General features: G+C 68.5%; 11 protein-coding genes. 6 read left to right on the top strand and 5 right to left on the bottom strand.

Annotated elements, in window-relative coordinates; genetic code table 11:
- The first annotated feature begins 108 nt into the window (after positions 1–108).
- The 4 genes from tig (at position 109) to clpX (ending at position 4,675) form a co-directional block, all read left to right on the top strand.
- A complete protein-coding gene (gene tig, locus ACX9I7_RS02095) occupies positions 109–1,479 on the top strand; it encodes a trigger factor (protein WP_387575819.1) in 1,371 nt (456 codons plus the stop codon).
- Positions 1,480–1,887: 408 nt separating this feature from the next.
- Entirely contained in the window at positions 1,888–2,493 is a 606-nt protein-coding gene (locus ACX9I7_RS02090; RefSeq protein ID WP_126917990.1) for an ATP-dependent Clp protease proteolytic subunit, read from the top strand.
- Between the two features lie 67 nt (positions 2,494–2,560).
- The gene (locus tag ACX9I7_RS02085; RefSeq protein ID WP_071963375.1) at positions 2,561–3,214 is read left to right on the top strand and encodes an ATP-dependent Clp protease proteolytic subunit; all 654 of its coding nucleotides are present in this window, start codon (positions 2,561–2,563) and stop codon (positions 3,212–3,214) included.
- 174 nt (positions 3,215–3,388) lie between these two features.
- Positions 3,389–4,675 carry an ATP-dependent Clp protease ATP-binding subunit ClpX gene (gene clpX, locus ACX9I7_RS02080; protein WP_126914137.1) on the top strand — a complete coding sequence of 429 codons (1,287 nt, stop codon included), beginning with the start codon at positions 3,389–3,391 and terminating at the stop codon, positions 4,673–4,675.
- Positions 4,676–4,748: 73 nt separating this feature from the next.
- On the opposite strand, the gene ACX9I7_RS02075 is transcribed toward clpX, so the two are convergent.
- Positions 4,749–5,573, bottom strand: a complete 825-nt coding sequence (locus tag ACX9I7_RS02075) for a hypothetical protein (RefSeq protein ID WP_387575822.1) — start codon at positions 5,571–5,573, stop codon at positions 4,749–4,751.
- 379 nt (positions 5,574–5,952) lie between these two features.
- Here ACX9I7_RS02075 and ACX9I7_RS02070 point away from each other — a divergent pair, with 379 nt between their 5' ends.
- Positions 5,953–6,543, top strand: a complete 591-nt coding sequence (locus ACX9I7_RS02070; protein ID WP_459386317.1) for a Uma2 family endonuclease — start codon at positions 5,953–5,955, stop codon at positions 6,541–6,543.
- Positions 6,544–7,246: 703 nt separating this feature from the next.
- Here ACX9I7_RS02070 and ACX9I7_RS02065 read toward each other — a convergent pair.
- The 3 genes from ACX9I7_RS02065 to ACX9I7_RS02055 form a co-directional block, all read right to left on the bottom strand.
- A complete protein-coding gene (locus ACX9I7_RS02065; protein WP_459386316.1) occupies positions 7,247–8,215 on the bottom strand; it encodes a hypothetical protein in 969 nt (322 codons plus the stop codon).
- Between the two features lie 120 nt (positions 8,216–8,335).
- Complete coding sequence (locus ACX9I7_RS02060; RefSeq protein WP_459386315.1) at positions 8,336–9,058, bottom strand: hypothetical protein; 723 nt, start codon at positions 9,056–9,058, stop codon at positions 8,336–8,338.
- The gene (locus ACX9I7_RS02055; protein ID WP_459386314.1) at positions 9,055–10,011 is read right to left on the bottom strand and encodes a hypothetical protein; all 957 of its coding nucleotides are present in this window, start codon (positions 10,009–10,011) and stop codon (positions 9,055–9,057) included. Before ACX9I7_RS02055 ends, ACX9I7_RS02060 begins: the two co-directional genes overlap by 4 nt.
- 135 nt (positions 10,012–10,146) lie before the next feature.
- Between ACX9I7_RS02055 and ACX9I7_RS02050 the strand changes: the two genes are divergently transcribed.
- Positions 10,147–12,783, top strand: coding sequence for a valine--tRNA ligase (locus tag ACX9I7_RS02050; protein ID WP_459386313.1), 2,637 nt, complete (start codon positions 10,147–10,149; stop codon positions 12,781–12,783).
- 76 nt (positions 12,784–12,859) lie between these two features.
- Here the strand turns inward: ACX9I7_RS02050 and ACX9I7_RS02045 are convergent, their stop codons facing one another.
- A complete protein-coding gene (locus ACX9I7_RS02045) occupies positions 12,860–14,047 on the bottom strand; it encodes a hypothetical protein (RefSeq protein WP_387575830.1) in 1,188 nt (395 codons plus the stop codon).
- Positions 14,048–14,120 lie beyond the last annotated feature (73 nt).

Raw genomic sequence — 14,120 nt, 5'->3', positions numbered from 1 at the left:
ACTATGCAAGCTGCGCGTCTGTGTGTCTCTGAACCGGGCGCGGTCCGCCGATCGGCAACATCCGCCGGTCGGCAGAATCCCAGAAGTCAGCCCCAAGGAGACCGAACCGTGAAGAGCGCCGTGGAGACCCTGAACCCGACTCGGGTTCGGCTCACTGTCGAGGTGCCCTTCGAGGAGCTCAAGCCCAGCCTCGACGCGGCGTACAAGAAGATCAACCAGCAGGTCACGGTGAAGGGCTTCCGCCAGGGCAAGATCCCGGCCCGTGTCATCGACCAGCGCTTCGGCCGTGGCGCCGTGCTGGAGGAGGCCGTCAACGACGCGCTTCCGAAGTTCTACACGGAGGCCGTCAACGAGGCCGAGCTGAACCCGCTGGGTCAGCCCGAGGTCGACATCACCGAGCTGAAGGACGGCGAGCTGCTCTCCTTCACCGCCGAGGTCGACATCCGCCCGGCCCTCGAGATCCCGGACTACTCCGGCATCGAGGTCACCGTCGACGCCGTCGAGGTCACCGACGAGGACATCGAGAAGTCCGTCGAGCAGCTGCGTGAGCGCTTCGCCACCACCTCCCCGGTCGAGCGCGCCGCCGCCGAGGGCGACATCGTCACCGTCGACCTGGAGGCCAAGGTCGACGGCGAGGTGCTGGAGGACGGCGTCGCGGCCGACGTCGACTACACCATCGGTTCCGGCCAGCTCCTCGACGGCATCGACGACGCCGTGACGGGCCTGGAGGCCGGTGGCTCCGCCACCTTCACCTCCGAGCTCAAGGGCGGCTCCGCCGAGGGCAAGGAGGCCGAGATCTCGGTCACCGTCAAGGCCGTCAAGGCCCGTGAACTGCCCGCCCTGGACGACGAGTTCGCCCAGCTGGCGAGCGAGTTCGACACGCTGGACGAGCTCAAGGCCGACAGCCGCAAGCGCCTCGAGCGCATGAAGAAGTTCGACCAGGCCACCCAGGCCCAGGAGAAGGTCCTGGACGAGCTGCTGAAGCTCGTCGAGGTCCCGATGCCCGAGAAGCTGCTCGCGGACGAGGTCAACACCCGCAAGCACAACCTCGAGCACCACCAGCTCGGCCAGATCGGCATGAACCTCGAGAAGTACCTCGAGATGCAGGGCAAGACGGTCGAGGAGTTCGAGGCCGAGCTCAAGGAGCAGTCCGAGAAGGGCATCAAGACCCAGTTCGTGCTCGACGAGATCGTCAACAAGGAGAAGGTCTCCGTCGGCCAGGACGAGCTCACCGAGCACCTGGTGCGCCGCGCCCAGTCCTCCGGCATGGCCCCCGACCAGTTCGCGCAGGCCGTCGTCGAGCAGGGCCAGGTCCCGATGCTCGTCGGTGAGGTCGCCCGCGGCAAGGCCCTCGCGACGGTCGTCGAGGCCGCCACGGTCAAGGACTCCGCCGGCGAGGTCGTGAACCTCGAGGACGACGAGGACGAGGTCGAGGCCGCCACCGAGACGGTCGAGGCCGCCGAGGGCACCGAGGCCTGAGCCTCACCCCTCCCCGGCCGGGTCGCCCGGCCTGCCCCCTGACGGGCCCGTACGACCCCCGTACGGAGCCGCCCGGGGGAGCTCGCAGGAGCGTTTGACGACGGGCCCGGACGTGCCGGTCCCCGCCATTCGGCGGGACCGCGCGACCGGGCCCGTCGCGCACCCCCGGACAGGCTGTGCGCGGCCTGTGCACGGCCCTTTGGCGCGGGGGGAACCTGCGCTCAGAGCGAACAGTTCCTGATGCGGGATGGCGCCTGCCGACCAGCGCGTTAGGGTCCGTAGATACGAGGGCAGGGGAGACATGGCAGCGCGTCGGCGCGTACCGGCCACGCCACCCCGGTCCCCAGAGAAGACGCGGAGACGGCCCGTTGCCGTCAGAGACGAGCAGGTGGATACGTGACGAATCTGATGCCTTCCGCCGCCGGTGAGATCGCCATCGGTGGTGGCCTCGGCGACCAGGTCTACAACCGGCTGCTCGGGGAGCGGATCATCTTCCTCGGCCAGCAGGTCGACGACGACATCGCCAACAAGATCACCGCGCAGATGCTCCTCCTGGCCGCGGACCCGACCAAGGACATCTTCCTCTACATCAACAGCCCCGGTGGCTCGGTGACGGCGGGCATGGCGGTCTACGACACCATGCAGTACATCCCGAACGACGTGGTCACCATCGGCATGGGCCTCGCGGCCTCCATGGGCCAGTTCCTGCTGACCGGCGGCACCCCGGGCAAGCGCTTCGCGCTGCCCAACACCGACATCCTCATGCACCAGGGCTCCGCGGGCCTCGGCGGCACCGCCTCGGACATCAAGATCCAGGCCGAGCAGCTGCTGCGCACCAAGAAGCGCATGGCCGAGATCACCGCCGCGCACACCGGTCAGACCGTGGAGGCGATCATCCGCGACGGCGACCGCGACCGCTGGTTCACGGCGGAGGAGGCCAAGGAGTACGGGATCATCGACGAGATCATCACGCACGCCTCCGGCGTTCCGGGCGGCGGCGGCACCGGGGCCTGACCGCCCCGGCAGCAGGACCGCCCGCCGGCCGTACCCAGCCCACATCGCCACCAGGAGTGACACCCGCATGAACATCTCGTCCCCCAGCGGCCTCTACACCGGCCCCCAGGCCGAGGCCCGTTACGTCGTTCCGCGCTTCGTCGAGCGCACCTCGCAGGGCGTGCGCGAGTACGACCCGTACGCGAAGCTCTTCGAGGAGCGCGTGATCTTCCTCGGCGTCCAGATCGACGACGCCTCCGCCAACGACGTCATGGCGCAGCTGCTGTGCCTGGAGTCGATGGACCCCGACCGCGACATCTCGATCTACATCAACAGCCCCGGTGGCTCGTTCACGGCCCTCACGGCCATCTACGACACGATGCAGTTCGTGAAGCCGGACATCCAGACGGTCTGCATGGGCCAGGCCGCGTCCGCCGCCGCGATCCTCCTCGCCGCCGGTACCCCCGGCAAGCGCATGGCGCTTCCGAACGCCCGGGTGCTGATCCACCAGCCGTCCAGCCAGACGGGCCGCGAGCAGCTCTCCGACCTGGAGATCGCCGCCAAGGAGATCATGCGGATGCGCACCCAGCTGGAGGAGATGCTGGCCAAGCACTCCACCCAGCCGATCGAGAAGATCCGCGACGACATCGAGCGCGACAAGATCCTCACCGCTGAGGACGCGCTCGCGTACGGTCTGGTCGACCAGATCGTCTCGACGCGCAAGTCGTCCGTGACCGTCTGACCGCACCAGTCGGTCCGACCGGTCCCGGCCACCACCGCGCCGCCGACGACGGGCCCTCCCTTGGCCGAGTAGGTCCAAGGGGGGCCCGCGCGGGGGGCCCGGCAAGGTACCGTCGATAGGCAAGCACTCGGGTTCGCAGAGCAAGGCGGATCCCAGGCGAAGGGGAAGCACCTCGTGGCACGCATCGGTGACGGCGGCGATCTGCTCAAGTGCTCGTTCTGCGGCAAGAGCCAGAAGCAGGTGAAGAAGCTCATCGCGGGTCCTGGTGTGTACATCTGCGACGAGTGCATCGACCTCTGCAACGAGATCATCGAGGAAGAGCTCGCGGAGACCAGCGAGGTGCGCTGGGAGGAGCTTCCCAAGCCCCGTGAGATCTACGAGTTCCTCGAGGGCTACGTCGTCGGCCAGGAGGCCGCCAAGAAGGCCCTCTCCGTCGCCGTCTACAACCACTACAAGCGGGTCCAGGCCGGCGAGAACGGCGCGCACAACCGCGACGACGGCATCGAACTGGCCAAGTCCAACATCCTGCTGCTCGGCCCCACGGGCTCCGGCAAGACGCTGCTCGCCCAGACCCTGGCCCGCATGCTCAACGTCCCCTTCGCCATCGCCGACGCCACGGCCCTGACGGAGGCCGGCTATGTCGGCGAGGACGTCGAGAACATCCTGCTGAAGCTGATCCAGGCCGCCGACTACGACGTCAAGAAGGCCGAGACCGGCATCATCTACATCGATGAGATCGACAAGGTCGCCCGAAAGAGCGAAAATCCGTCGATCACACGAGATGTGTCGGGCGAGGGCGTCCAGCAGGCCCTGCTGAAGATCCTTGAGGGCACCACGGCCTCCGTCCCGCCCCAGGGCGGCCGCAAGCACCCCCACCAGGAATTCATCCAGATCGACACGACGAACGTCCTGTTCATCGTGGGCGGCGCCTTCTCCGGCCTCGAGAAGATCATCGAGTCCCGCGCGGGCGCGAAGGGCATCGGCTTCGGCGCCACGATCCGCTCCAAGCGCGAGATCGAGGCCAGCGACCAGTTCCAGGAGGTCATGCCGGAGGACCTGGTGAAGTTCGGGATGATCCCGGAGTTCATCGGCCGCCTCCCGGTCATCACCAGCGTCCACAACCTGGACCGCGAGGCCCTCCTCAAGATCCTCGTCGAGCCGCGCAACGCCCTGGTGAAGCAGTACCAGCGCCTCTTCGAACTCGACGGCGTCGAGCTCGACTTCGACCGCCCGGCCCTGGAGGCCATCGCCGACCAGGCGATCCTGCGGGGGACGGGGGCGCGCGGTCTGCGCGCCATCATGGAAGAGGTCCTGATGTCGGTGATGTACGAGGTCCCGTCGCGCAAGGACGTCGCGCGGGTCGTCATCACGGCGGACGTGGTCCAGTCGAACGTCAACCCGACCCTGGTACCGCGCACGCGCGGCAACGAGCCGGGGGAACGGCACGAGAAGAGCGCGTAGGTTTTCGCGGAGTACGTACTGAGGGGGCGCCCGGCCGGAAGGCGGGGCGCCCCCTCAGCACGTACACCGGGCGTCAGTCCCCGCTGGTGAAGATTTCCTCGGCCGTGGAGACGATGACGGCACGGTCCAGCCACTGGCCCAACGTGTCCAGGTAGGTGCAGGTCAGGACGCGCTCGCGGATCTCGGGGGACACAGGGATTTTCCGCTGTTCCAGCACACGCAGTACTGCCTCTGCGCGTCCCCTCAAATGGCCCGTGGTCTCACCCTCCTGCCACGTCTGCTCGATGAGGGTGCCACGGCCGGGGAAGTAGGTACGCGGCATGAGGTTCCTCCAGATGTCTCGTGCCGGGGTGTTTCCCAGGCCGATTTCCAGCAGTTCCGAGTAGTAGGCGATGGACTCCGGGTCGGCTGTGCTCAGCGCACGGGCCAGCGTTTCCAGTATGGCCGGGGCTTCCTGGTCGCTGCCATGTGTGATGGCGGAGAACGTCGCCAGTGCCAGGTTCCCGGCAGCCCGGTCCGGGTCGGTGATGACCGGGACGTTCACAGGTCCCAGGACCAGTGGGTGAAGTGACAGCGCGGTCCAGCCCTCGGGCCCCAGGCGGAAGGGACCGGCAGCCCAGTTGGCGGTCGTCTTGTCCTGGCAGACCACCAGGAGCAGTGCCGGGCACCCGTACTTCGACTTCAGATACGACAGGTAGTACGCCCAGCTGATCGCCTTGTCGGGGTCGCGCCGCCCCTGCGCCTCGATGGCGAGGACGAAGCCCCCACTGCCGCCCGGAGGACCGATGCGCAGCACGCTGTCCACGCGCCGCTCCAACGGCCGGATTTCCGTGACGTCCGCCGTGAGCACCTCGACGGCTGCCTTTTCCGGCAAGGGCACGCCCAGGATCCGGAACACGGGGTCGAGCAGCTCAGGACGGTCCTGGAATATCCGGTGAGCCGCCTCGTGGTGTGAAGTAACCATGGCCCGAAGCTAGGAGCGGGAACGCCTGTGCTTCCGACTATTGGCGAACGATCACTCGTTCGGGCGGTCTTATGTGGTGATTTCCGCTGGCGCAACGCAACGGCCGCCGCGATGCCGGGTGGGCATGCGCGGCTGTCACGTACAAGGGGGCCCACTGGGCCCCCTTCGGCGTCCCGGAAGCTGGGGGATCACCCGATAGCGCGGGAGGCGTATGGCGAATCGATTCGCTTCACGCGGGACCACCCGATCGTGGCTATTGTGGCTGCGGGGGCGGTTGCCGCCCGGGATGCTGGGCCTGGAAGGAGGCGCCGCGATGACCCTGACGGACCACGACGTTGCCGAGGTTGTCTTGCGAGGCAAGCCCGATCACGACCTGCTGCGCTTTCTGGACAGGATCCCTGAGCTCGACGTATTCAAGATCGAGCTCATTGACGGAAAGATCGTTATGCAGGCATCGGCGGCACCGCTGCACAACCGCATTGTGTCGAAGCTGGTGACCCAGTTTGACGCGAATGGTTGGGAGGCCCTTGGTGAGCAGGCCCTCATCTCGGAGATTCCCGGATTTGAGCCCAAGCCGGATCTCACCATCACGACTGCTGAGGATGTGGCGGACAAGCGCAACCCGCTCCCAGCGGATCGGGTTCGCATGACTGTCGAGGTGGTGTCCTCGGATAGAAACAGCGACTACGTCAAGAAGCGTCTCTGGTACGCCATGAGCAGGGTTCCGCTGTATCTCCTCGTCGACCCCTACGACGGCACCTGTAATCTGCACTCGCGACCGCAGGGCTCGGCGTACCGGACCGTCGACACGTACGAGTTCGGTGAGCCGATCAAGCTCGGAGAGCCGTTCTCGTTCGCCCTGGACACGTCTGCGTTCAAGGCGTACCCGCCGAAGTTGCCGTGAGGGACGGCGTGCGGGTGCCGCATGTGGCCTGCGGCAGTGAAGCCATGGTCTTGTGTTAGGTAGACGTGGCGGCTGCCGAACGTTGACCCTAGCCTTCCTCTGGCTGGGGCAGAGCTTGCGGCTGCCGCCACCTTCTAGGCGTGCTCGATGTCAGCGTGCGTTGCACGCAAAGTCGAAGTGCTTTTCCTTGACGCCGAGCTTCTGAAGCTTGCTCATGCACGCCCAACGGGCCGGAAAGCCGCTAGCGATCTCTCCGTCGTATGCGTAGCTGCACGCATCCTCCACGCCCGACCCTATTCGGTATCCATAGGTGCTCAAGTATGTTCGGCACTGAGCGGGGGTGGCCTCGGCCGGAGTTGTCATTGCAAACTGAAGTGTGCCAGCGGCCATGACAGCGCCAGCGGCAGCTGCGGCTCGTCGGATCACCTTGTGCATCGAGCTGTCCATTCCTCTGCTATCGCCCAGCGGTTGCCTGCCGGGCGTTCGCTTCTTGATCAACTTGAGTACGCTACCGACCATTGGCCAGCGCTTGACAGGTTCGATCAAGACAACAATGGCTCGTATTGGCTGTGCGGCATGTGTTGGTGGCTGAGCGCATGCAGGAACGAGATGCCTTCAGGTCGAGGCTCTTGATAAAGGGAAGGCCACCACGAACTCCAGGATGTGGCGTTCGTGGTGGCCGCGTGGGAGTGAATCCCTTGGGCTACTTCTCCTTGCGGACCTGGTTGCGGATCTTGGCGGTCGCGTCGGAGAGTTCCTGGGTGGACATGACGTTGCCGGTGGCCGCGCCAGCGGCGGCGCCGTAGGGGGAGTTGCTCTTCGAGACCTGGTGCGAGACGGACCCGACCGCGCTGGTGTCGCCCCAGACGCAGCTGGCGCTATCAACCTCGGACGAGAACTGGCCCATGGTGATGGTGATCTTCTGCGTCCTGCACTTCATCACGGCGCCGTCGAAACCGCTCGGCGAGTAGTCCGTCCAAGGGCCGGAGTCGATTTTGCTGCTAGCGCCCGTGATCTTCTTCTGCCGCTCGTCAGCCTGGGCGAGCAGAGAATCGACGGTCTTCTTGGGGTCGCTGATGGTGCCGTAGGTGCCGCCGACCGACAAGCCCTGCTTCTCGGGGTTGGTGTAGCGCTTGCTCACCGACGTGCCGTTCTCGATGCCGGCCGCCTTGGCCTGCTCGTTGTCGGCGAGGCTCTGTGGCTGGTTCTGCTGTGCGCCCGCAGGCACGGGGGCCTCGACGAACTTCCCGTCCAGTACCGACACCGGCAGGTCGATCGTGTACGGCTTCACGTCACCGCCGCTACCGCCGCCGCCGTTCAGGAAGAGCACGCCGCCCACGATCGCGCCCACCACGACCAGCACGCCCACCGTGATGCCGATCGCCTTGCCCGCGCCGCCGCCGCTCGGCTGGGTCGGGGGCGGGTAGCCGCCCGGCATGCCCGGCTGCTGGCCCCAGCCCTGGGGCTGGGGGGCCGGGGGCTGGCCCCAGCCGGCCTGCTGGGGCGGGGCGCCGTAGGGCGTGCCCGGCGGCGGGGGCGGGGGCGGCGGGGCGCCGTAGGGGGCGGGGGGCTGCTGGGGGTAGCCGTAGCCGGGCTGGCCGGGGGCGCCGCCCTGGCCGTACGGGTTGGGCGGCGGCTGCTGGCCGTACGGGCCCGGCTGGGGGTAGCTCATCAGTTCCTCTTCGACGCAGTTCTCTCACGCGACACGCGACAGCTCTGCGCCATCTTTCCCGATGGCTTATTCCGGCTTTACCTCGGCCCCGCAACGGTTTCGGAACAAGTCCCGTGCGTGCTACCGCGAGACGGCCGTGCGGGCGTCGTGGCGGAGGCCGGCGGTGAGTTCGGCCGCCCGGTCGAGGGGGATGTCACGCCCGTAGCGGGCGAACGACGCGTCGGCCAGGGAGACCGTACCGACCGTGTCGTGGTCGGCCCACGCGCACAACGTCCTGATGTGCGTCGGCTTGTCGTCGGTGCCCGCGAGGGTGAAGCGCGTGCCCTGGCACTTCAGCACCGTGTCCTTGTCGAGGCCCTCGGGCGTGAGCCTCTGCGGGCTGCCCGACCAGGTGAACGTGCTGAGGCGCTTGTCCTTCCTCGCCGCCGTCGCCGAGGTCAGGAACAGCATGTCGACCGAGCGTTCGGGGTCCTCGACCCGGCCCCAGATGCCGGTGAAGCTCATGTCCTTGCGGAGCTCGGTGGTGTACACGGCGTGCACCCGCTGTCCGTTCGTCACCCCGAGGAGGAGCGTCGCCCGGCTCAGCTGGTCCGCGGCGACGTCCTTGTCCTCCCCGGGCGCCTTCTTGTAGCGGCCGTCCAGGATCGTGTCCGGTGTCGTCAGCCGGTAGTGGTTTGCGATGGCTGTTGGCGACGGGCTTGCTGCCGTTGTGGCAGACGGAATCGCTGTCGGACGGGTCGCGGAGTTGCGGTCGGCGCTGTCGCAACCTGCCAGCGCCGGCCCCGCCAGCGCCAGCAGGGCCGTTCCCGCCAGTGTCGCCACCCCTACGCGACGGCTCGTCACTTCGTCAGCTCCACCCGCGTGTCCTTGCGTACCTTCGACGTCAGCTCCGCCGCCTCCGGCAGGGGGACCTTCTTTCCCGCCAGGACCGCCGCCGTGTCCAGGCTGAACACCGCTTCCGTCGTGCTGTGGTCGGCCCAGACGCACATCTGCATCGTGATGGGCTTGCCGCCCGGGGCGGTGGTGCCGACCAGGTGGGTGTGCTGGCACTTCATCACCGCGCCGTCGTCCAGCCCGGAGGGCGTGACGCGCTCCGCGGTGCCCTCGAGTTCCATGCGGCCCTCGCCGTCGCCGTCGTCCCTCTTGAGCGCGGCGCCCAGCGACGCGAACATGCCGTCCACGACGCGCTCCGGGGTCTTGATGCGGCCCCAGGCGCCGGTGAAGCGGACCTTCTTCTGCGTCGGCCCCGGGCTGCCCGTCTCGTACGCGCCCGAGATGGTCTCCGGGTCGGCGACGCCCATGTGGCGGAGGTCGGCCTTCTCGTCCGAGCCCAGTACCGGCAGGTCCGCGCCGGTCTCCTTGCGGTACTCGCCGGCCAGGATCGTGTCGGGGGTGACGAGCTTGTGGCGCGGGCCCGCCTCCGTGACCGGACCCCCGCCGCCCTTGGCGCCCCCACCGCCCCCGGTGCCGCCGCCACCCCCGTGGCCGCCCGACATCAGCACGAAGCCGCCCACGACGATCGCGCCGACCAGGATGACCGCGCCCAGCGCGATGCCGATGGCCTTGCCCTTGTTGCTGTTGTGCGGGGGGAGGGGCGGCGGGTACGGCATCGGCATCGGCATGCCGGGCTGTTGTCCGTAGGGGCCCGGTTGTCCGTACGGTCCCGGCTGGCCGTACGAGTGAGCCTGCTGGTGCGGATAGCCGTAGCCGGGCTGCTGCGGATAGCCGTAGCCGGGCTGGCCGTAGGGGGCGGGCGGCGGCTGCTGGCCGTACGGGCCCGGCTGGGGGTGGCTCATCGTCGTTCTCGGCTCTCTCACGTGCAGGGGGCCTGGGTCAGGTGCACGTCATCTTTGTCGATCGCTTATTCGAGCCGTGCGGCGGGGCGGAAACGGGTTCGTGAGCTGTCGGCCCCTCCCCGTAGAATTCGGTCCGTGACCGAGAACACTCAGCAGAGCCCCGACCGCGGGCCGAACGACAGCAACCCCGAACTGCCGACCCAGTACGCGCCGGCCGAGGTAGAGGGGCCGCTGTACGAGCGCTGGGTAGAGCGGGGCTACTTCGAGGCCGACGCCAAGAGCGACAAAGAGCCGTACACCATCGTCATCCCCCCGCCGAACGTCACGGGCTCCCTCCACCTGGGCCACGCCTTCGAGCACACGCTGATCGACGCCCTCACCCGCCGCAAGCGCATGCAGGGCTTCGAGGTCCTGTGGCAGCCCGGTATGGACCACGCCGGTATCGCCACGCAGAACGTGGTCGAGCGCGAGCTGGCCAAGGAGGGCAAGTCCCGCCACGACCTCGGCCGTGAGGCGTTCGTCGAGCGCGTCTGGCAGTGGAAGGCCGAGTCCGGCGGTCAGATCTCCGGGCAGATGCGTCGCCTGGGTGATGGTGTGGCGTGGAGCCGTGAGCGGTTCACCATGGACGAGGGTCTGTCCAAGGCCGTCCAGACGATCTTCAAGAAGCTCTACGACGACGAGCTGATCTACCGCGCCGAGCGCATCATCAACTGGTGCCCGCGCTGTCTGACCGCCATCTCCGACATCGAGGTGGAGTACCAGGACGACGAGGGCGAGCTCGTCTCCATCCGGTACGGCTCCGGGGACTCGGAGATCGTCGTCGCCACGACCCGCGCCGAGACGATGCTCGGCGACACCGCCGTGGCCGTCCACCCCGAGGACGAGCGCTACAAGCACCTCGTCGGCACCGAGATCGAGCTGCCGCTGACCGGCCGCCGCATCCCGGTCGTCGCCGATGAGCACGTCGACCCCGAGTTCGGCACGGGTGCCGTCAAGGTCACCCCCGCCCACGACCCGAACGACTTCGAGATCGGGCGCCGCCACGACCTGCCGTCGATCACCGTTCTCGACGAGCACGGCGTGATCACCGCCCATGGCCCCTTCCTCGGCCTGGACCGCTTCGAGGCCCGCTCCGCGATCGTCGGCGCCCTGCGCGCCGAGGGCCGGATCGTCGCCGAGAAGCGCCCGTACACCCACTCCGTGGGCCACTGCTCGCGCTGCAAGACGACGCTGGAGCCGCGTCAGTCCATGCAGTGGTGGGTGAAGACGGCCCCGCTGGCCAAGGCCGCCGCCGACGCCGTCCGCGACGGCCAGGTCAAGATCCACCCGCAGGAGATGGAGAAGCGGTACTTCGACTGGGTGGACAACCTCCACGACTGGTGCATCTCGCGTCAGCTGTGGTGGGGCCACCGCATCCCGGTCTGGTACGGCCCGGACGGCGAGATGGTCTGCGTCGGCCCGGACGAGCAGCCGCCCGCCGGCGAGGGCTGGCACCAGGAGACCGACGTCCTCGACACCTGGTTCTCCTCCGGCCTGTGGCCGTTCTCCACGCTCGGCTGGCCCGAGAAGACCGACAGCGTCGCGAAGTTCTACCCGAACTCCGTCCTCGTCACCGGCTACGACATCCTCTTCTTCTGGGTCGTCCGGATGATGATGTTCGGCCTGTACGCGATGGACGGCACCCCGCCGTTCCACACCATCGCCCTCCACGGCATGGTCCGCGACCAGTTCGGCAAGAAGATGTCGAAGTCCTTCGGCAACGCGGTCAACCCGCTGGACTGGATGGACAAGTACGGCTCCGACGCCGTCCGCTTCACCCTCGCGCGCGGCGCCAACCCCGGCGTCGACGTGCCGATCGGCGAGGACTGGGTCCAGGGCTCGCGGAACTTCGCCAACAAGATCTGGAACGCCACGCGCTTCGCGATGATGAACGGCGCGACGGTCGAGGGCGAGCTGCCGCCGGTGGAGCAGCTGTCGGCCACCGACCGCTGGATCCTCTCGCGGCTCAACGCCACGGTGGCCGAGGTCGACGCCTTCTACGACGACTACCAGTTCGCCAAGCTGTCCGATGCCCTCTTCCACTTCGCGTGGGACGAGGTCTTCGACTGGTACGTCGAGCTGTCCAAGACCACCTTCATGGGCGGCGGCGAGCCGGCCAAGGTCTCGGCGCGCGTCCTCGGCGAGGTCCTCGACGTCACGCTCAAGCTGCTGCACCCGGTCGTCCCCTTCGTCACCGAGACGCTGTGGACCGCGCTCACCGGCAAGGAGTCCGTCGTCGTCGCCGACTGGCCCAAGGACAGCGGTTTCCGTGACGCCGAGGCCGAGCGGGAGATCGAGAACCTCCAGCAGGTGATCACCGAGGTCCGCCGCTTCCGCGCCGACCAGGGTCTCCAGCCCGGCCAGCGCGTCCCGGCGAAGCTCGACCTGTCGGGCACGACGCTCGCCGCCCACGAGGGCGCGATCCGTCAGCTGCTGCGCCTCCAGCCCGCCGAGGACGGCTTCCACGCCACCGCGACCCTCCCGGTCGCCGGTGCCACGGTCGCCCTCGACCTGTCCGGCACGATCGACGTCGAGGCCGAGCGCAAGCGCCTGGCCAAGGCGCTGGCCGCGGCCGAGAAGGAGAAGGCGCAGGCCACGGCCAAGCTGGGCAACGAGGCCTTCCTGGCCAAGGCCGCCGAGGTCGCCGTGGAGAAGATCCGTACGCGCCTGGCGACGGCCGAGGCCGACATCGAGCGGATCAGCGCGCAGCTCGCGGCGCTCCCGGGCGCCTGAGCCGACCGGTAGCCGATACGACGATGCCGGGTCCCCCCACCAGTGGGGGGACCCGGCATCGGCCGTTTTCCGGGAATCAGCGCTCCGTCACCGGTCGCGCCTCCCACGGCCTCGTCCGGCCCGGGTCCCACATCGGCCCCCACGGTCCCGCCAAGGGTTCCTCCTCCACCCGGTCGAGGGATCTGTGCTGGTTCCGGTCCCGGCGGTCCCGTACCGGGGCGAGGAGCACGTACGCCGTGGACACCACCACGAAGCCCAGCCGGATCAGCCCCTTGAGCGACTCGTCGGGCACCACGAACACGCTGCCGTAGAGCACGAGCAGCGCGATCCAGCTCCACCACGGCACCAGCCGCCGCTGGCCGCACACGTCCCACAGCAGGGTGCCGAGCAGCACGGACGCCGTGTAGTAGGTGTAGACGCTGGGGTCGAGGACGATCCGGGCGTTGGCGCCCAGCAGGACGACGGCCGCCCAGCGGCCGCGCCACACCGCGATCGCGCCCAGGCCGAGGCCGAGCGCCGCCTGGGCGGGGCGGGCCCAGTCGGGGGTCTGCGGGGTGTTGCCGCCCAGCCAGCGCAGCGCGGACGCCGGGTTGTTGGGGATGGTGAACTTCGCGGCGGCGAAGGAGTCCGGGGCGACGAGGAAGAACGGCAGCCAGGCGACGGCCACCAGGCCCACGCACCACAGCCCCGCCCGCAGCCACCGCTCCTTGGGCAGCGCCAGCAGCAGCGGCAGGAAGGCCACCGCCGTGGGCTTGGAGTCCAGGGCGAGGGCCATGCAGATGCCGGTGGCCGCCGCGTCGCAGCGCGTCAGATAGTGGACGGCGAGCGCGGTGAAGAACAGGGCGAGGACGTCGTCCAGGTGCGCGAAGCGGACCGAGACCTCGATCCACATGGGGATGAAGGCCAGGCCCGCGATGAGGACCCGCTGCCGCAGCCGCTGGTGGTTGGTGCCGGTGCCCAGGAGGTGCCGGGCGGCGCTGCGGCCGGCCAGGACCAGGATCACCAGGCCCAGCAGGGACATCAGGGCCTCGGCCAGCACCTGGCCGACCATGGCCGGGAAGGGGTTGAACAGGCCGGCCACCAGGAAGCTGATGGGGCCCATCTGGAGCTCGGGGTGGCGTGCGTAGAGGTTGAGGCCGCCGTCGCCGGAGGTGCCCCCGTCGTAGATCAGCTCACCGCCGGTGCGCAGGTAGTGCCAGGAGAACCCGCCGCTGGGCTCCACGACGATGAACCAGAGCACTGCCCACCCGGTGAGCAGCAGCAAATGTGTTCTGTTGCTGAGTTGTGGTGTGCGCACAACGCTCCGTTCCGCCACCCGGAACCGTTCCGGGCATAAA

The organism is Streptomyces sp. L500 (genome assembly GCF_054551825.1).
The sequence above is the reverse complement of the archived record's forward strand: the minus strand, read 5'-3'. Positions and strand labels throughout refer to the sequence as shown.